The sequence below is a fragment of the Kitasatospora griseola genome (genome assembly GCF_044999035.1).
GTDB classification, from domain to species: Bacteria; Actinomycetota; Actinomycetes; order Streptomycetales; family Streptomycetaceae; genus Kitasatospora; species Kitasatospora griseola.
Map to the genome: position 1 here is coordinate 16,265 of NZ_CP173360.1, position 16,884 is coordinate 33,148.

Here is a 16,884-nt window from a genome sequence, read left to right on the forward strand (position 1 = left end):
ACCATGAGCTTGACCAGCCACGATGCGGGCCCTGCCCGCCACGCCCGCAGGATCCTCCCCCTGCTCGCCGCAGCGCTGATGCTCACCGGCTTCGCCGCCTTCGGCCCCGCCCCCGCCGCGTCCGCCGCCACCAGGCCCGGCATCGTGGCCGTCGCGCAGGCGGAAGTCGGCGTCTCCGAGCCGTCCGGCTGCGACAAGTACAACATCGACTGCAGCAGCACTGCCTGGTGCGCCGCGTTCGCCGAGTGGGTGTGGAACAAGGCCGGCGTCTCCCCCGTTCCCACCACCCTGGTCGCCCGCGGGGTGGGCCAGTGGGGCGTGGACCACGGCCTGTTCAAGTACCGCTCCAACGGCGGCGGCAGCCCACAGCCCGGTGACATCGTCGTCTACGGCACGCCCGCCAACGTCTCGGGCGGCCACATGGGCATCGTCGAGTCGGTGAACTCCGACAGCACGATCACCACCATCGAGGGCAACTACAGCAACAAGGTGACCCGCCGCTCCCACATCGACCCCGCCACCGCCACCAACACCTCCAGCGGCCTGAACATCTCCGGCTACGTCACGCCCCCCAACGCCGGCAGCGGCACCGTCAGCGGCACCGCGTCCGTCTACGGGATCCTCGCGGACGGCCGCCTGACCTACTCCGCGATCGACGCCGCCACCGGCGACCGCATCAAGACCGTGGTGTCCACCACGCCGCTCGGCTTCACCCCGAAGGCGATGGCGACCCTCGACTTCAACACCCTGCTGGTCACCTCCACCAGCGGGCAGCTCTACCGCGTCGACATCGTCACCAACAACACCTCCCTCGGCTTCGAGACCCCCGTCGCCCTGGGCTCCGGCTGGACCCACGACCTGCTCGCCTACGACGGATCCACCTACCTGTACGGCATCGCCGGCGGCGTCCTGCACCGCTACACCCTCACCGCCACCAAGCCCACCGCCGCCGCGATCACCGCCAACACGGTCATCGGGTCCGGCTTCACCCTCAACACCCTGACGTCGACCGCGCCCGGCTGGATCGCCAGCACCACCAGCGACGGCGAACTCCTCAGCTACCGCATCCGCGGCGCCGACGACTGGACCCATACCAGCTGCGCGCCACCACCTGGGGCGCGATGACCCACCTGCTCTCCCCCGGCGGCGGAATCCTGTACGGCCACAACGGCGGCGCCCTGCACCGCTACCTCGACGCCGACCCGACCGACGGCAGCGGCACCGACCTCGACGGCTACGCCGACGACCCCGTCGACACCACCGGCTGGACCCAGGTCCTGCTCTCCGCCCAGCCCGACAGCATCCGCTGACCCACCCATGCACCCGGGGCCGCCACCAGAACGCCGGTGGCGGCCCCGCCGCCGTCACCCCACGCCTCGCCCGAATCAGTACCTGATGTCTTAACGTCCTGATGCCATTTACACAGGTCACGGCATCGAACAGTCATGGTCGAGAGTTGGAGGAGACCGGGGACCGTGTGGTGAGGAGGAGCCCGGGTGTCTCTGGCGGCCGTCCGCTGCCGATCAAGCGCAGGGGGCATCACCTGACGGCCGGCGGTCTCCTGTTACCGTCGGCCCGGCCGCGACGACGGGTTGCGAATGGAGACGGGCATGTCGGGCATCTTCCCCGAGACGGTGATGCAAACGAGCCGGCTGACGCTTCGTCCATTCACCAGCGGCGACATCGACGACACCCGGGCTGCTTGCTCGGACGAGCTCACCCAGCGGTGGCTCCCTCTGCCCCGGCCCTACACGCGTGAGGACGCGACGGCCTGGTGCACCGAGGTCGCACATGCCCTGCGCGAGTCCGGTGACGGCCTCCACTTCGCGATCGCCGACGCCTCCACAGACCGGTTGATGGGCACCGTCGGGCTGAAGAAGACCGACTGGCGGGCGCGCGTGAGCGAGGTCGGCTACTGGGTGGCGCCCTGGGCGAGGGGGCGCGGGATCGCCGCCGAGGCCACCCGGGTGCTGGGAGAGTGGCTGCTGACGGACCAGGCGTTCCAGCGCATGGAACTGCTGGCCGCCACCGAGAACACCGCTTCCCGGAAAGTCGCGCTCCGGGCCGGCCTGCACCGCGAAGGCGTCCTGCGCAACGCCGGCTTCGTACATGCCGGCCGAGTCGACCTCGTCCTGTTCTCCCTCGTACCGCAAGACCTCCAGAGCAGGTCCCCCGCACCGACCGGCCCCAGCTCCTGACGGACGCACAAACCGCAGGGGTCCACCTCGTAAGCAGGCGCACGCGAGAGGGACCAAGGGCATCCAGGCCCCGTGGCGGGCCGGGAAGCCGGGGAGTCGGCCAGGGTTCTGATCGGTCGTCAGCAGGCCGTACAGCGGCATGGGCAGGGGGCAGGCGGCCGGGGTGGGCTCAGGCGTCGGTTCGCCGGGTGGCGATTGTGACGGTTGGTTGGGCGGTGACGTCCGTTGCGACGCATGCGAGTGGTCGCGGTGGCCACCGCGGCCGCTTCGATGCTGTCCGCGTCCGCCATGGCGACACCGCCGGCGGGCCGCTTCCTGACGCGCCTTGGAAAAAAGTTGCCGGCCGATGTCGATCCGGCCACATCAGGTTCGACGCCATGATGTGCGGCGCCTCGCCCCACGATGACGCGACAGGACCTGACGAGGAAACACGTGGACCAACTGCTGAGAGTCATGAACTTCAACGTCGCGAGTGACGGAATCGGTGCCGGTGAGCACCAGAGTCTCGAGCGGCCGTTCGGCCATGACCGTCCCGAGAGGCTGTTCGCCTGGGCCGGAGCCACGGCGAGCTGGCCCATGCGCACGGATCCCGGGGGGAGCCGAGGCCTCGACGACTACTTCACGCGGGACTTCGCGCGCAACATCGGTGCCGAGATCATGGGCCGCAACAAGTTCGGGCCCCAGCGAGGGCCCTGGCAGGACCATGAGTGGCGCGGCTGGTGGGGTGACGAGCCGCCATTCCGCACTCCGGTGTTCGTCATGACTCACCACGAGCGTCCGCCGCTCACGCTCTCCGACACCACGTTCCACTTCGTCGGCGGCGACCCGGCCACGGTCCTCGAACGGGCACGGGAAGCCGCGCAGGGCAAGGACGTTCGACTCGGCGGCGGGGTCACCACCATCCGGCAGTTCCTTGATGCCGACCTGGTCGACACCATGCATGTGGCGGTCTCACCGGTAGAGCTCGGGTCCGGACTACGGCTCTGGGAGTCCCCCGATGAGCTGCTCGACCGGTTCCACCAGGAGGTCGTGCCCAGCCCGAGCGGCGTGACGCACCACCTGTTCTGGCGAAGGTGACGCAAGGGCCCACTCAAGTTCAGGCTGCGACTGCGAGAGGGCGTCCGCCCCACCGGATGCCCTTCTCGCTGCGGATGCGGGCCCGCTCCTTGCGCTGGGCCGCCAGGGCATCGAGGCGGCGGGCGTTGGTGTTACGCCGCGGGGGCCGAGGTGGGCATAGGCGGTCGGGCCGGGCCAGTCGCCGGCGTCGACGAGTTGGCGGCAGGTCGGGCAGGCGTAGAAGCGGTCGCCGGACTCCCGGTCGAAGTCGTCGAACCGCAGCACGACCTCGGCGGTGGAGAAGTAGACGATCGCCCCGGGGCGTGAGCAGAAGTCGCAGGCGGGCGGCGCCCGCGGGCCGGTGCCGTACGCGGGGCCGGGGGGTCGTCGCTGTCCGGCGCGCCCGGCGCGCTACGCGTCCCGGACCGCTCGGAGGTCATGGACGTGGGCGTGGTGGATGATGCGGGCGGCCAGTTCCGGGGTGGTGTGCAGGGCGGCGTGCTCGGTGACCGGGTCGCCGAGGAAGAACCCGTCGTGGACGGCGACCCAGCCGTCGCCGCCGGGCAGGCCGTGCTCGACCCGGTCGACCAGTACTTCGGCCGCCGGCCCGTGCCCTTGCGCGGCGGCAGCTCGCCCCCGCACACCGAACGCATGGGAGCACCGGACAGCATCGGCTCCGACACGCCGTTAACCCCTGCGGAGTGCCGCTGCCGTCGCAGATCGGGTGGTGCTTGCTGCCCGGCTTACCGCGGTCGACCGACGACGGGCCAACCCCGACACCCCCCCTTTTCGTGCGGACGTGGGACGCGTCCGCACGGGCGCGCGTCCAGTCGATCCGCCCGGCCGCATTCAGCTCGGCGAGCAGTATGCGGTGGACCTGGCCGAAGACACCGGCCTCCGTCCACCGGCACGGCCGGCGCCAGCAGGTCTGCCCGGATCCGAAGCCCGGCTCCGGCGGCAGCTGCTGCCAGGTGATGCCCGTGAAGAGCACGAACAGGATGCCCTGCGGACACAGCCGGTCATCCACCGGCCGAGGCCCCGGCGACCGCTCCGGCCAGGGTGGCAGCACTGGCTCGATCAGGGACCACAGCTCGTCGTCGACCGTCCACGGCGCACTCACACCGTCACCAATGGGCGAATCGTCACGCCGGACACGGCCCACCAGCCCACAACCGCAAGATCCTGTTACGAGCTCATGAGGCGGGCAATGGGCGAACCCGGGATCAGCCGATCCGAGGGACGACCGGCGGGATCGGCGGCTTGGCGGGGGGTGAGCGACTGGTCTTCGGTGCGCGTGATCCGGCCGGGTCGGAACGCGGGCAGTGAGCAGTTCGTCGGCCTGGCCGCCGGCCGTCCCGTACCGAACACTGCGGCAGCCGTCGGGCGGGCGTGGAGGAGGGGCCGGTGACGGTAGGCGATCTGCTCGGGCCGAGCGCCCGACCTTCCTCGGCGGCGGGCTCGTGCCGGGGCCGGCCGGCCGAGCAGCGATCTGGCGGGTACGGTGTCAGGCGCCGAGGCCGACGTGGGAGACGTACTGGTAGGCGCCGTAGTCGGAGTCGAGTTCGCTGATGACGTCGTCCCAGATCTCTGAATGTGGTCACTCGATCTGGTAGCGGGGTGCATGTCTCACTGATGGCGCGCGGGGTCCGCCGTGTGTCCGCGCGGCCGGCACCGGAGCCGGGGCCGTCTGTCGGCCGGCCGCTTCAGTGGGCTGCGTGGTGCTGCGCGGCGGGCGCGTGGTCGGGTTGGCGGGCGCGGGACGCGAGGCGGTCGGCGAGCGCGGTGACGAGGTCGCGCAGTTCGTCGGGGCGCTCGATGACGAAGGGCCGGTCGAGCAGGGCCAGTGTCCGCGCCACCCAGTCGAGTCGCTGGGCCCGGATCCCGACGCGCAGCCAGCGCTCGGCAGCCGGGTCCTGGCCGGCCGCGGGCTCGTGGTCCTCCAGGCTCGCGACGCCGGCGGGGAGGTGCGCGCGGATCTGCTCGGCTGTGCCGTGGATCCGCAGGGTCACCTCGTGCCGGTACGCGGCCGTGGCGAATCCCGACAGCACGCGCTGTGCCGGATCCGGACCGGCCGGTGCTTCGAACGAGCCGGGCAGGGTCCTCGCGGCCGCGATGCGGTCCAGGCGCAGGGTCCGGTCCTCGCCGATCCGGGCGTCCTGGCCGGTCACGTACCACCGGCCGGCGTGGGCGACGATCCCGTACGGGTGCAGCGTGCGTTCGCTGTGCCGTCCGTCGCGGTCGGTGTAGCGGACGGAGACGGGTCGGCGGTGGCGCACCGCGTCGGCGACGGTGAGGAGGATCCCGGCGTCCGGGTGGTCCGGCTCGCCGGGCCGGTCCGTGAAGGCGAGGGCTTCCAGCAGCATGTCGAGGCGGTGGGCGGTGCGCCGGGGAAGCACCCGCCGGATCTTCGCCGACGCCGTCTCGCTCGCCGTGCGCTCCGCCGCGGCGAGTCCCGCCCGACGGCCGGCGGCCAGGCCGAGCAGCACGGCCAGCGCCTCGTCGTCGCTGAGCATGAGCGGAGGAAGGCGGTAGCCGGGCGCCAGCCGGTACCCGCCGTAGCGGCCGCGCACCGATTCCACGGGCACGTCCAGGTCGATCAGCTGGTCCACGTACCGCCGTACGGTGCGGCCTTCGACGCCGAGGCGGTCGGCGAGCTCGGCCGTCGTGCGGGTGCCGCCCGACTGCAGCAGTTCCAGGAGCGTCAGCACGCGGCCGGCGGGTCGGGGCATGTCCGCAGCCTAACGCGAATACCGGACCGGTTCTGTCCACTATTTCTCCTAGCCTGCGACGTGCACGCCTCAGCACGGCCAAGGAGATTTCCATGAACTTCGTCTCGATCCGCGTCATCACCGGCGACGTCGCGCGACTCGTCGACTTCTACGAGCGGGCCACGGGGGTGCGGGCCGTGTGGGCCACCGAGGACTTCGCCGAGCTCACGACCGCGGGCGCGACTCTCGCGATCGCCGGCGCCCGCACCGTCGCGCTGTTCGCCCCGGGCTCCGCCCGCCCGGCGGACAACCACAGCGTGATCACCGAGTTCCTCGTCGACGACGTGGACCGTGTCCACCGGGACCTGACCGGTTTCGTCACCGATTTCGTCAACGGGCCCACCACGATGCCCTGGGGCAACCGGTCGCTGCTGCTGCGCGACCCGGACGGCAATCTCGTCAACTTCTTCACCCCTGTCACCCCGGAAGCCGTCGAGAAGTTCGCGCGCTGACGCCGCGCGCAGCCCTCACGCGGGAGCCCCGGGGATCCGGGGATCCGGGGCTCCGGGGATCCGGGGCTCCGGGGCTCCCGGTGGGCGCGACCGCCGGGTCCGGCAACGCCGCCGCGGGGCCCCGGCCGGGCCGGGCAGGACGGCCGGGCCGGCCGGACGGTGCGTCAGCTGCGCCGGCTCCTTCGGCCAGGAGGGGTGGCGAGGGGTGCGCCGGGCTTCGTCGCGGCGATCGCATCGGCGGGCCGCGAGTGAGGGCAGGGCCGGTCCGTGGCACGCGCCGGGCCGGGCCGGTCCGGGCGGATCTGCCGGCCGGGGCGGGGCCCACTCCGCGGCGGCTCCGTCCCGGCCGCCGACGGCGGCCCGACCGGTGCGGCGGCGTCCCCGTGCGGGCGGACCTGCATCTGCACGGGGGCCGTCGCCGGCGGCGCCGGCCGGAGGCGGCGTTGCAGGGGTCGTCAGGGCCGTTCGCGGAGGAAGGTCACCACGGCGTCCAGGAATTCCGCCGGCCGTTCGACGTTCGCCAGGTGCACCGTGGGCAGGACGGTGAACCGCGCGCCCGGGACGGTGGCGGCGAGCTCTTCTCCGTGGGCGGCGGAGGTGACGGTGTCGTGCTCGCCCGCGATGACCAGTGTCGGGCTGGCGATGAGCGCAGCTGTGCGGCGGAGATCGGAGTCGCGTACCGCGGCCCAGCTCCCGGCCACGCCCTCGCGCCGCGTGGCGAGCAGTGTGCGGCGGAAGCCCTCGACGGTCTCGTCGCCCTCTTCCAGCATGGCGGCCGGGAACCAGTTGCGGAGGAACATCTCCGCGGTGGCCCGCATGTCGGGGGCCTCCAGCAGTTCGGCGATGGGACGGTCCCACCGGCTCGCCGGGCCGAGGTGCGCGGCGGTGTTGGAGAGCACGAGGCGGTCGACGCGCTCCGGAACGTGGATCGCCAGCCACTGCGCCACGATTCCGCCGAGGGACAGGCCCAGCACGTGCACCCGCTGCAGGCCCAGTGCGTCCAGCAGTTCCACCGCGTCGCGCCCCAGCCGGTCCAGTGAGTACGGGCCGCTCGGGACGTCCGAGGCGCCGTGGCCGCGTGCGTCGTAGCGCAGCACCCGGAAGTGCTCGGTGAGGGCCGGCACCTGGCCGTCCCACATGTGGAGGTCGGTTCCGATGGAGTTCGAGAGCAGCAGCACCGGCTTGCTCTCGTCGCCGTCGAAGCGGTGGGCGAGGCGGACTCCGTCACCGGTGGTGACGGCGGTACGGGTCTGGGAGGTCATGTCGGCTCCAGTGGTCCAGCGGCTGTGTGCCCAGCCTAGGAACGCCACCCGCAGATTTCCATGACAAAGATCGACAGAGGACTGTAGGTTGCCTGGACAATGTCGAACTTCACGCTCCATGAGTTGCAGTGCTTCGACGCCGTCGTGAGCGAGGGCGGCTTCCAGGCCGCCGCCGAACGGCTGCACCGCTCGCATCCGTCGGTCTTCGCAGCAGTGGGCAAGCTGGAGCGCCAGTTGGGCCTGACCCTGCTGGATCGCTCGGGCTACCGGGTGCGGCTCACCGGGACGGGGCAGGCCTTTCACCGCAAGGTGCGCCTCCTGTTGCACGAGGGCGAGGAACTCCGCCTCTACGCCGCGCAGTTGGCGATGGGCGAAGAGGCCGAGCTACGCGTGGTGCTCGGGGACCTCTGCCCGCTGCCGCCGGTACTGGCACTGCTCGGCCGCTTCTTCGCGCAGCACCCGCAGACGCGACTGCACCTGCAGTTCGAAACGGTGACCGGCCCCTGGGAGCGGCTGCTGGAGAACGAGGCCGATCTCATCGTGCACCGCGTTCCCAGGAGCGACGTGCGGATGGAGTGGGTCGACCTCGGCCGCGTCGCGCTGGTGCCCGTGGTCGCGCCCGGTTTCCTGCCCTTCCCCCCGGACACCGACATCACGCCGCAGCGGATGCAGGCCCTCACCCAGTGCATCGTCCGGGATTCGGCGCGGCACCCGTCCGAGCAGGGCCACTTCCTGGTCGAGGGCGCGCCCCGGTGTTCCGTGCCGGACCACCTCATGAAGAAGGAGCTGATCCTGCACGGCATGGCATGGGGGCACCTGCCGCGATTCATGATCGAGCCGGAGTTGCGCGACGGAAGCCTGCTCCCCATCACCGGACGGCACTTCCCCGGCGTGGTCGAAGAACTCTCGGCAGCGCGCCTGCGCGACCGGCCGCACGGCCCGGTCGCCGATCAGCTGTGGGACTTCCTGGCCCGCCACGCACCGGTACTGCGGCCGGCGCTGGGCCGCATGCCCAGGACGAAAGCGGCGCCGGCACGTTCCTCGGGTTGAACCCGCGCCGCCGGCGACCATCGATGTCGTACCACCGGGACCGAGGCCCGTCGACACCTGCGACACGGCACCTGCGACACGGCGGGTCCGACCCGGGTGGTGACGGCAGGAGCCGCCGCCTCCCCCGGCCGGGATTCCCGCGGCAGGACCGGCGGCCGCCCGGACGGCAGCCCCGGGGCGGCGGGTCCGCGTGCCGCGGAGGCCGTGCCGACGTCTCCCGGTCGGTGGAGGTGCGTCGGCCGTGGACCTCCACCGACCGGTGGTGGGCGACGGCCAGTGGCGTCCTTCGCCGTCCGGGGTCCCCGCCGTGTTCCGACGTCATCGCCGTGTTCCGACGTCATCGCGGCGTTCCCGACTCGCCGGGCGATACCGCCGGAATCCGATCGACCGTCCCTGAGCCCGACGACCGCGGGCACGAAGGCCCGAGGCCGGCGGCTCGTCCGCCGGGCCCGGTGCCGGCGGTGCGTGCGGCGCCGTGCGCCGTCATGGGCCGGCGCGGCGGCCCGCCCGAGGGCGGGTGTCCGGGGGCCGTCCCACGACGTGCGTGCGGCCGGCCGGGCCCGGTCCGCCCCGACCGGCGGGGAAGGCCCGCCGTGTCTGCCGGCCTTGGCCGCACCGGATCGCCGACCGGCACCGGCCGGGGCTGCGGCCCCGGCCGGCGCGAGGGGAGTCAGGCATTGGCCCGGCCGGCCCCGGGGTGCTGCTTGTCGGCGTCGACGACCGCGCGGGTGACGATGGCCGTGCGTTCCACGACGGTACCGGGCTTGACGCCGTTGACCTCCCGGACCTGCACCCCGCGGCTGCCGAGGTACTGGCGGCTCTCCCGGTCGAAGATCCACTCCGACCGCTCGCCGGTCTGCGGGTCCAGGCGCGCCAGCGCGATCCCGTCGCGGTCGGAGGCGTCCTGCGCGTGCTCGACCACCACGACGCCCGGGATCCTTCCGGCCGCCTCGTAGAGCGCGCCGGCGAGGCCGGAGGGCACGAGCTGCTCGCGGATGATGGAGCCGATCTCGTTGAACGCCTGCTGGTCGCGGTCCCGGGTGCCGCCCGCCGTCGAGTAGGCGAACTTCAGCAGCGCGTCGGGGTCGGCGGGCTGGGCCGCGAGCCACGTGTAGGTCTGCTGCTTCAGGGGATCGCCGCTGCCCAGCGCGATGCCGCCCTTGGCCTGGTAGCCCGGCTCGTCCAGCCAGCCCCTGGTGCCGTCGGGGGACCTCCACACCTCGCGGTCGTGCAGCGGCTGGACCCAGGTGGCGGACTCCCCCGTGTCCCCGTTGAAGCTGGAGGCCATGAAGGAGACCCGGCTCTTGATGTAGATGTACTGGCCCGGTCCCGGCCGGGGCGTGGTGCTCGCCGTCGCGGCGGCGGCGAGCTCGCGCACCGTCGAGGTGACCTTGACGGCGCTCCCCTCCTCGATCTGCACCACGGGCGCCTTGACCAGCCGCGGGGCCGCCACCGTCGCGGTGTCGGGCGAGGCGCCCGGCGAGACGACCACGGCGAGGGCCGCGGCCGCGGCGACCGGCGCCGCGATCAGGGCGGCACGGCGCAGCGGGCGCCGCACCGGGGCGGGGGCGGGGGTGGGGTCGGACCGGTGGATCTCGTTCATCAGGTGCTCCTCGAGCAGGCGCCGGCGGTCGGCCGCCAGGCGGGGGTCGGCCGGCGCGGGCGGGAGGCGGGCCAGTTCCGCGTGGTCGAGCGGTTCGTTGCGCCGCCGCGGGTTGCGGATCATCGGTGCGTCTCCTTGTGCGGCCGGGCCGCGGTGTCGCGGCTGCCCTGTGTTTGTCCGGGGGGCGGGTGGGGTTCCGTGTTCTTCTTCGCGGCGCGCAGTTCCTCGTCCGCGAGTCTGCGCAGTCGGGTGCGTACGCGGGACAGGCGCGAGCGCACGGTGCCGACGGGCACGCCGAGGGTGGCTGCCGCTTCGGCGTAGCCGAGCCCGGACCAGACGCACAGCGCGAAGACTTCGCGTTCCGGGCGCCGCAGGCGCGCCAGGGCCTTGCGGGCGGCCGCGAGCTCCTCGGAGCCGGCCATGCGGCCGACGAGTTCGTCCGCGAAGTCGGGGACCGCGTCGGCGGCAGGCAGGCGGGACATGGCCGCGCCGTGGCGGCGGGCGGGACATGGCCGCGCCGTGGCGGCGGGCGGGACATGGCCGCGCCGTGGCGGCGAGCTCGCGCGGGTCGTGTTGCGCAGCACGTTCACGGCGATGCCCATCAGCCAGGGGCGCGGGCTGTCGCCCTCGTCGCGGAGCTTCCCGCGCAGGCGCCAGGCTTCCAGGAGGGTCAGCGAGACGACGTCCTCGGCCAGGGCCCAGTTCCCGGTCACGCGCACGGCGTGGCGGTACACCAGGGAGGAGTGGTCCCGGAACAGGTCGCGGAACGCTCCGGGGTTCCCGGCGCGCAGCCGGGAGTGCGGATGGTTCACGCCTTGCCTCGTCCGAGCAGGAACACCGGTTCCCGTGACTCAGATCACCGGTCGAAACCGGTGGGGGTGGGTGCGGGGCTCGACCCGAGGGCCCGGATCCCGCAGGCCGCCACTGCGCCACTGCGTCACGCGGGGGGCACTCGCCGACGGGGCCGGCGAGGTCCGGCTCGCGGGTCGGCGGACCGGCGTCGCGACCGGCCGGTGCGGCAGCCGGGGACGGTTCCTCCGCCGCCGGTCGAGCGGTTCCTCCGCCGCCGGGCAGGGCCGCCTGACGCACGGTCAGAACTGTCTGGTGCACGGCCAGGGCTGTCTGGCACATGGTCAGGGCCGTCTGTCGGGGACGGGCGGCCGGTGACCTCCGACGGGAGGTCCTGGGCGTGCGGCAGACGGGTTCGGCCGCCCGGCCGCCCCCGGAGACGTGTGCCGGTCGAGAGGGGGCGTCAGAACGAAAGAGCGGTGTCCTTGAGCAGGCGCAGGACTCTGCGCCGGCGGGGAGCGGTGGCGCGCCAGCGCTTCTCCGCTTCCACGCTGACGCGATTGACGGCCAGTTTCTTGTCGGCGGTACGGACCATGTCAATCCGGTGGGTGTTGTGCGTCAGCGCGTTGAGACGGAACTCCCCGACCCCCAGGCAGGAGGCCGCGTCCTCCCGGGTCATCCACTCGCCGCCCTCCGGGAGAGCACGGTAGGCGAAGGGTATCTGCGGGAGGCCGTCCATCCAGGTCTTCACGCAGGCATTGTCCTCGACGGCCCACGGGGTTCGCACCGAAGCCCGCACAGAAGGCGGGAGTGGCGCGGTCCGCGCTGCGGCCGTTGACCACGACGTCGGCCCCGGCGGCCGCCAAGGGCCCGGGCCGCCGCCGCGCCGATTCCCACCGTCGATCCGGTGACCGGCGCGGGTCCGTCCGGCGCGCTCCGTCCGGTGAGGTCCGTCCGGTGAGGTCGATCCGCATCCCAGGGCGCCTGTCCTCGGCGGGTGGTGACGGCCCGCCGGCGGCGGGGCGGGCCGTTTCCGGCCGGCCGTCGTGTCCGGCTACGCGGCCCCGGTGTCGGTGCGGACCTCGGGCCGGCCCGGCTCCGCCCAGCGCGTGTGATAGCTGCCGTCGCGGTCGGTGCGGTGGTAGGTGTGGGCGCCGAAGAAGTCGCGCTGGCCCTGGATCAGCGCGGCGGGCAGGCGCTCGCTGCGCAGGGTGTCGTAGTGGGCGAGCGCGGCGGAGAACGCGGGCACCGGGACGCCGCGGAGGGTGGCGGTGGCGACGACCGAGCGCCAGGACGGCAGGGCGTCGGCGATCTCGGCAGCGAACCGCTCCTCGGCGAGGAGGCTGACCAGGCCGGGCTCGGCGGCGTGGGCGGCGCGGATGCGGTCGAGGAACGCGGCGCGGATGATGCAGCCGCCGCGCCAGATCTTCGCCACCGCCCCCAGGTCGATGTCCCAGCCGTACTCGGCAGCCGCGTCGCGGATCATGGTCCAGCCCTGGTCGTAGGCGATGACCTTGGACGCGTAGAGGGCCTTCTCGATGTCGAGGACGCCGTGTCCGAGCTCGTGCGGCACCACGTCCGCGCTCCGCGCGGCGAGCGGCCGGTAGGCGTCGCGCAGTCCGGTCCGGGCGGAGGCGACCCGGGCGAAGGTGGCCTGGGCGATGGCGGTGACCGGGGAGCCGAGGTCGAGGGCGCTCTGCACGGTCCAGCGTCCGGTGCCCTTCTGCTCGGCGGCGTCCCGGACGATGTCGACGAAGGGCCTGCCGGTGGCGGCGTCGGTGTGGGCGAGCACCTCGGCGGTGATCCCGATCAGGTAGGACTCCAGGCGGCCCCCGTTCCAGCGCCGGAAGATCCCGGCGATCTCGGCCGGACTGTGGCCGCCGACCTCCCGCAGCAGGTGGTAGGCCTCGGAGATGAGCTGCATGTCGGCGTACTCGATGCCGTTGTGCACCATCTTCACGAAATGGCCGGCCCCGTCGGTGCCGATGTGGGTGCAGCACGGCTCACCGTCCACGTGGGCGCTGATCCTCTCCAGCATCGGCCCGAGGACCCGGTAGGACTCGGCGGAGCCGCCCGGCATGATCGACGGCCCGTTCAGCGCGCCCTCCTCCCCGCCCGAGACGCCGCTGCCGACGAAGTGGATGCCGCGCTCGCGCAGGGCCCGCTCGCGGCGGCGGGTGTCGGCGAAGTGGGCGTTGCCGCCGTCGACGATCATGTCGCCGGGCTCCAGCAGCGCGGCGAACTCCTCGATCACCTCATCCGTGGCCGCGCCGGCCTTCACCATCACCAGCAGCCTGCGGGGCCGCTCCAGCGCCGCCACGAACTCCTGCGGCGTCCCCGCCGGGACGAACGCGCCCTCGTGGCCGAACTCCTCGACCAACGCCTTCGTCCGCGCCGGGGTGCGGTTGTGCACCGCGACCGTGTAGCCGTTGCGGGCGAGGTTCCGGGCCAGGTTGCGGCCCATCACCGCCAGCCCCGTCACGCCGATCTGTGCGGATGCCTCCATGACGGCTGCTTCCTCTCTCGGGATTGCGACGCCCGGACCCGACGCTTCCGCGGTCCCGCCGCACGCGCCCGGAGCTCCCTGCGAGCGTTCCGGGCGGCCGGAACCAGGGTGTGCCACCCGGGGCGGGCGCGCGCGGGGAACTGGCCCGCCCGAACGACTCCGCACCGGAGCGCGGACACTGCAGTGCAGCGGTGGGATGCGGTGCAGTGCGGACGCTGCGGTGCGATGCGGTGCGGCGGTGGGGTGCAGTGCGGTGCGAGCGGGTTCACGTCGGCGGCGGCCCCGCCGCAGCGGCTCCCGGCGGGGACCGCGCACAGCAAGGACCGTGATTGCACCCCACCCGATGCCGTCGGACCGTGAAGCCATGCCGAGCCGCCCCCGCGTCCCGGGAGCGCGGGACGACACGCCCCGCGAGCCGTTCAAGCCGTCCTGCGCCGCAGTGTCTCCCCGCCGGAGCTCTTCTTCGACCTCGTCTTCGTCTTCGCCGTCGGCCGGCTCGCCGAGCACCTGCTCGCGAAGCTCTCCCGGCGCGGGGCGGCCGAGACGGCCGTGACGCTCGTGGCCGTGCTCAGCCGCTGGGCCCTCACCAGCTTCGACGCCACGTTCCTGAACGTGGGACTCCCCCGGACACGATGGCTGGTACTGACGGTGACGGGCCCGGGGCTGTACACCGACGCCCGGATCCCCCACGCGTTCGCCGACCGGCCCTGGGCCTTCGCCGTCCCGCCGGCCACCGTCCCGCTCCTGACCGACGTCACGGCCGCCGCGACCGCACTGACGGCCGTCCTGCGCCGCCACTACCGCCGGGTGACCGCGCGAACCGCCGTCTCCGGGCCGCGGCCGGCCTGGTGGGCCGCCGCCGCGACCCTCGACATGCTCGGCGCGTAGCTCGCCCACCCGCTGCCGGGAAGCCTCCTCGCCCCCCGGATACCCGCCTTCGACGCCGAGCACAGGACGGAGCGGACCCGGCTGTTCGTCACCCTGCAACTGGGCGAGACCGTCCTTACCCTCGGCGCGACGATCTCCGCCGCCCCGATCGACGTCCCCACCGTGTGCCGAACCAACCGATCGGTCACGGTCCGGACACACGGCCCACACCACTCCCCCACCACCGCTACGGTCCAGCAGACAACCAGCCACCCTCCGAGGGATGTTGAACGTGCGCCGAACCACCACCGCAGCAGTGCTCCTCGCGGCCGCCGCCCTGGCCGCCTGCAACCCCACGCCCACCACCACTGCAGGAAGCTCCTCGGTCCCGCCCACCGCAGCGCCCCCGCCCGCGGCGCAGACCGGCGCGCCGACATCCGCGGCCGGCGCGAAGACCGCCGAGTTGCCGAACTTCGTCGGCATGGGCCTGCAAGCCGCCCAGGACAAGGCCCAATCCGCCGGGTTCTACGCCCTCAAGTCCCACGACGCCCTCGGCCGTTCGCGCTCCCAGATCCTCGACCGCGACTGGAAGGTGTGCGGGCAGAACCCGGCGGCCGGGCGACTGCCGACGAGCACGACCGTCGACATGGCGGCGGTGAAGCTCGACGAGCAGTGCCCCGCTGCGGACCAGGGCGCAGCGACGCCGCAAGCAGGGTCGTCGATGCCTGACGTGAAGGGAAAGTCGGTGGCTGCGGTGCGGGACATGCTGCCGAGGAACGTCTCGCTGTCGTCGAAGGACGCGCTGCAGTCCCGGATGGTGGTGGTGGAGTCGAACTGGCAGGTGTGCGTACAGGACCCGGCGGCGGGTGCGGCGTTGAACGGGCAGCCGGTGATGTTGAAGGTCGTCAAGTTCGGCGAGGCCTGCCCGTAGGCCTCCCATCGAATCCGAAGGCCCTGTCGGTGAGTGACCTCACCTGGCACGTCGTCACCGACCTGTGTCTCACCGCAGCCGTCGCGCCGGACTCGAACAACGCGTCCTCGTCGCTGAAGGATCCGAACAACGTGCGTGTCACCGTCGCGGACGCAATGGTGCACATCGCGCCCGAGCCGGCTGCGGGTGCTTCGGGGACCGAAGTGACGGTGGTGCCGAGGTCGACGGTGGGGTAGGTCCGGTATCGGGTGGCGTCGGTGTCGGACGAGGGTTTGCTCTTCCGATCACGGGTGTGCCCCGCCGTGAGAAGCGCGACGGGACGCAATCGTTGCAGCGCCTCACAGGCCCGCGGCTACCAGGTCGGCACCGACGCGGACGGGAACGCCATCGCGTTCCCCGGCACAGTCGCCCACACCATCCCGGCCCGCTGGCTGCGCCCCCAGGACGAGCGCCTGGAACTCCACCCCGACACCGGCCACTTCCACCGCGCGCTGGTGTGCCGGAACGCCGACGGCATGACGCCGACCGAGATCGACCAAGCAGCGGCCAAGGCGCTGGAACAGCTCCACCATGTCCGGGGCCTGGCCCTGGAGGACCCGACCTTCGACCGGTCGGTCCTCACCGCCGAGGCGGACCACCGGGAATAGCAGCGGATCGCCGAACGGGTCCGCGCAGCCCGCCTGGCCGCCTACGACCCCAGGACCGACCCGGACGCGGTGGAACACCCACCACTGATCCGCTTCCACCGGGCCTGACCGGCGCCGACCGGTCATCTGCTCCGAGGGCGGTCAGTCCGCAGTGCATCCCCAGTAGCCGATCTCGACTGCATCCCCATCGCGGTACAGCACTGTGCACCGGCCCTCCCCCGGTCCGAGCGGGTCGAGCAGCCGGCGCAGCGCCGTGTTCCACTGCTCGCGGGTCGGACGGCCGTCGGGGGCCCAGGCGCGGACCTCCTCCTCGGCCAGGGGGCGCATCACGAAAGGGCAGTCGTCCTCGGTGGCGGCCAGCTCGTAGAAGTCGAGCACCGTACCGGTGCCCCCGGTCGCGATGTACTCCTGCCACGCCTCGTCCCGCCACAACTCGACGATGCCGCGGCCCGGAAAACCGCGGTCGTCCCTCGCCAGTTCCTGGCTCTGGGCCTGCCGGAACGCCGCTTCGAAATCCTCCCGGTACGGCCCGGTCATCGTCCACTCGTCGCTACCCACCACAGGCCCCCTCGACCGCTGTCTTTCGGCTTCGCCGCAGGCTAGCCACCACCACCGACAGGACCGGCCGTGACCCGTGTCGAACCAGTACGGGCCGGTCGAACTTCGCCGAGACGGATCGTCGGCCGACTCGTCTCGGCGGAGTCTGACTGCCTCTTCTGTCCGGCAGGTGGTTTCGTGGCGAACTCCGGCGCGTG

The 16,884-nt window shown here is 72.8% G+C and carries 18 protein-coding genes and 2 pseudogenes; 10 read left to right on the plus strand and 10 right to left on the minus strand.

Going from position 1 to position 16,884, the window contains the following annotated elements:
- Positions 1-3 precede the first annotated feature (3 nt).
- From ACI1MP_RS00115 to ACI1MP_RS00130, 4 genes are all read left to right on the plus strand, one after another.
- Positions 4-1,125 (plus strand): CHAP domain-containing protein, encoded by a 1,122-nt coding sequence (locus ACI1MP_RS00115; RefSeq protein WP_404867270.1) that lies wholly within the window; start codon positions 4-6, stop codon positions 1,123-1,125.
- A complete protein-coding gene (locus tag ACI1MP_RS00120) occupies positions 1,122-1,310 on the plus strand; it encodes a hypothetical protein (RefSeq protein WP_404867271.1) in 189 nt (62 codons plus the stop codon). The genes ACI1MP_RS00115 and ACI1MP_RS00120 overlap by 4 nt, the downstream gene beginning before the upstream one ends.
- Positions 1,311-1,610: 300 nt before the next feature.
- A complete protein-coding gene (locus ACI1MP_RS00125) occupies positions 1,611-2,198 on the plus strand; it encodes a GNAT family N-acetyltransferase (RefSeq protein WP_404867272.1) in 588 nt (195 codons plus the stop codon).
- A gap of 432 nt (positions 2,199-2,630) precedes the next feature.
- Complete coding sequence (locus tag ACI1MP_RS00130) at positions 2,631-3,275, plus strand: dihydrofolate reductase family protein (RefSeq protein ID WP_404867273.1); 645 nt, start codon at positions 2,631-2,633, stop codon at positions 3,273-3,275.
- A gap of 19 nt (positions 3,276-3,294) precedes the next feature.
- Here the strand turns inward: ACI1MP_RS00130 and ACI1MP_RS00135 are convergent.
- The 4 genes and pseudogenes from ACI1MP_RS00135 to ACI1MP_RS00150 form a co-directional block, all read right to left on the minus strand.
- A pseudogene (locus tag ACI1MP_RS00135) lies at positions 3,295-3,411 on the minus strand (IS630 family transposase); the annotation flags it as partial.
- A gap of 254 nt (positions 3,412-3,665) precedes the next feature.
- Positions 3,666-3,896 carry a hypothetical protein gene (locus tag ACI1MP_RS00140; RefSeq protein WP_404870882.1) on the minus strand — a complete coding sequence of 77 codons (231 nt, stop codon included), beginning with the start codon at positions 3,894-3,896 and terminating at the stop codon, positions 3,666-3,668.
- A gap of 241 nt (positions 3,897-4,137) precedes the next feature.
- A pseudogene (locus ACI1MP_RS00145) lies at positions 4,138-4,416 on the minus strand (transposase); the annotation flags it as partial.
- 541 nt (positions 4,417-4,957) lie between these two features.
- Entirely contained in the window at positions 4,958-5,983 is a 1,026-nt protein-coding gene (locus ACI1MP_RS00150) for a helix-turn-helix transcriptional regulator (protein ID WP_404867274.1), read from the minus strand.
- A gap of 92 nt (positions 5,984-6,075) precedes the next feature.
- Here ACI1MP_RS00150 and ACI1MP_RS00155 point away from each other — a divergent pair, with 92 nt between their 5' ends.
- Positions 6,076-6,474, plus strand: a complete 399-nt coding sequence (locus ACI1MP_RS00155; protein ID WP_380330362.1) for a VOC family protein — start codon at positions 6,076-6,078, stop codon at positions 6,472-6,474.
- Between the two features lie 455 nt (positions 6,475-6,929).
- Here the strand turns inward: ACI1MP_RS00155 and pcaD are convergent, their stop codons facing one another.
- The gene (gene pcaD / locus ACI1MP_RS00160) at positions 6,930-7,736 is read right to left on the minus strand and encodes a 3-oxoadipate enol-lactonase (protein ID WP_380330365.1); all 807 of its coding nucleotides are present in this window, start codon (positions 7,734-7,736) and stop codon (positions 6,930-6,932) included.
- A gap of 99 nt (positions 7,737-7,835) precedes the next feature.
- On the opposite strand from pcaD, the gene ACI1MP_RS00165 reads away from it, so the two are divergent.
- Positions 7,836-8,786, plus strand: a complete 951-nt coding sequence (locus tag ACI1MP_RS00165; RefSeq protein ID WP_380330368.1) for a LysR family transcriptional regulator — start codon at positions 7,836-7,838, stop codon at positions 8,784-8,786.
- A 670-nt stretch (positions 8,787-9,456) separates the two neighbouring features.
- On the opposite strand, the gene ACI1MP_RS00170 is transcribed toward ACI1MP_RS00165, so the two are convergent.
- From ACI1MP_RS00170 to gndA, 4 genes are all read right to left on the minus strand, one after another.
- On the minus strand, positions 9,457-10,512 hold the full coding sequence (locus tag ACI1MP_RS00170) for a CU044_5270 family protein (RefSeq protein WP_404867275.1): 1,056 nt from the start codon (positions 10,510-10,512) through the stop codon (positions 9,457-9,459).
- The gene (locus ACI1MP_RS00175) at positions 10,509-11,201 is read right to left on the minus strand and encodes an RNA polymerase sigma factor (protein WP_404867276.1); all 693 of its coding nucleotides are present in this window, start codon (positions 11,199-11,201) and stop codon (positions 10,509-10,511) included. Before ACI1MP_RS00175 ends, ACI1MP_RS00170 begins: the two co-directional genes overlap by 4 nt.
- A gap of 440 nt (positions 11,202-11,641) precedes the next feature.
- Positions 11,642-11,929 (minus strand): DNA-binding protein, encoded by a 288-nt coding sequence (locus ACI1MP_RS00180; protein ID WP_404867277.1) that lies wholly within the window; start codon positions 11,927-11,929, stop codon positions 11,642-11,644.
- Between the two features lie 303 nt (positions 11,930-12,232).
- On the minus strand, positions 12,233-13,684 hold the full coding sequence (gndA, locus tag ACI1MP_RS00185) for an NADP-dependent phosphogluconate dehydrogenase (RefSeq protein ID WP_404867278.1): 1,452 nt from the start codon (positions 13,682-13,684) through the stop codon (positions 12,233-12,235).
- Positions 13,685-14,113: 429 nt separating this feature from the next.
- Here gndA and ACI1MP_RS00190 point away from each other — a divergent pair, with 429 nt between their 5' ends.
- The 4 genes from ACI1MP_RS00190 to ACI1MP_RS00205 all read left to right on the plus strand — a co-directional run bounded on the left by ACI1MP_RS00190 (position 14,114) and on the right by ACI1MP_RS00205 (position 16,129).
- The gene (locus ACI1MP_RS00190; RefSeq protein ID WP_404870741.1) at positions 14,114-14,572 is read left to right on the plus strand and encodes a low temperature requirement protein A; all 459 of its coding nucleotides are present in this window, start codon (positions 14,114-14,116) and stop codon (positions 14,570-14,572) included.
- Positions 14,573-14,834: 262 nt separating this feature from the next.
- Positions 14,835-15,482: a hypothetical protein gene (locus ACI1MP_RS00195; RefSeq protein ID WP_380330383.1), complete on the plus strand. Its 648-nt coding sequence runs from the start codon at positions 14,835-14,837 to the stop codon at positions 15,480-15,482.
- A 29-nt stretch (positions 15,483-15,511) separates the two neighbouring features.
- Positions 15,512-15,718 (plus strand): hypothetical protein, encoded by a 207-nt coding sequence (locus tag ACI1MP_RS00200; RefSeq protein WP_404867279.1) that lies wholly within the window; start codon positions 15,512-15,514, stop codon positions 15,716-15,718.
- Between the two features lie 66 nt (positions 15,719-15,784).
- Positions 15,785-16,129, plus strand: coding sequence for a hypothetical protein (locus ACI1MP_RS00205; RefSeq protein ID WP_404867280.1), 345 nt, complete (start codon positions 15,785-15,787; stop codon positions 16,127-16,129).
- A 141-nt stretch (positions 16,130-16,270) separates the two neighbouring features.
- Here ACI1MP_RS00205 and ACI1MP_RS00210 read toward each other — a convergent pair whose 3' ends face one another.
- Positions 16,271-16,687, minus strand: a complete 417-nt coding sequence (locus tag ACI1MP_RS00210) for a hypothetical protein (protein WP_404867281.1) — start codon at positions 16,685-16,687, stop codon at positions 16,271-16,273.
- Positions 16,688-16,884: the final 197 nt, after the last annotated feature.

Coding starts and splice junctions, on each gene's coding strand:
- ACI1MP_RS00115 (WP_404867270.1), top strand. CDS start 4: ATGAGCTTGACCAGCCACGATGCGGGCCCTGCCCGCCACGCCCGCAGG.
- ACI1MP_RS00120 (WP_404867271.1), top strand. CDS start 1,122: ATGACCCACCTGCTCTCCCCCGGCGGCGGAATCCTGTACGGCCACAAC.
- ACI1MP_RS00125 (WP_404867272.1), top strand. CDS start 1,611: ATGTCGGGCATCTTCCCCGAGACGGTGATGCAAACGAGCCGGCTGACG.
- ACI1MP_RS00150 (WP_404867274.1), bottom strand. CDS start 5,983: ATGCCCCGACCCGCCGGCCGCGTGCTGACGCTCCTGGAACTGCTGCAG.
- ACI1MP_RS00155 (WP_380330362.1), top strand. CDS start 6,076: ATGAACTTCGTCTCGATCCGCGTCATCACCGGCGACGTCGCGCGACTC.
- pcaD (WP_380330365.1), bottom strand. CDS start 7,736: ATGACCTCCCAGACCCGTACCGCCGTCACCACCGGTGACGGAGTCCGC.
- ACI1MP_RS00165 (WP_380330368.1), top strand. CDS start 7,836: ATGTCGAACTTCACGCTCCATGAGTTGCAGTGCTTCGACGCCGTCGTG.
- ACI1MP_RS00170 (WP_404867275.1), bottom strand. CDS start 10,512: ATGATCCGCAACCCGCGGCGGCGCAACGAACCGCTCGACCACGCGGAA.
- gndA (WP_404867278.1), bottom strand. CDS start 13,684: ATGGAGGCATCCGCACAGATCGGCGTGACGGGGCTGGCGGTGATGGGC.
- ACI1MP_RS00195 (WP_380330383.1), top strand. CDS start 14,835: ATGTTGAACGTGCGCCGAACCACCACCGCAGCAGTGCTCCTCGCGGCC.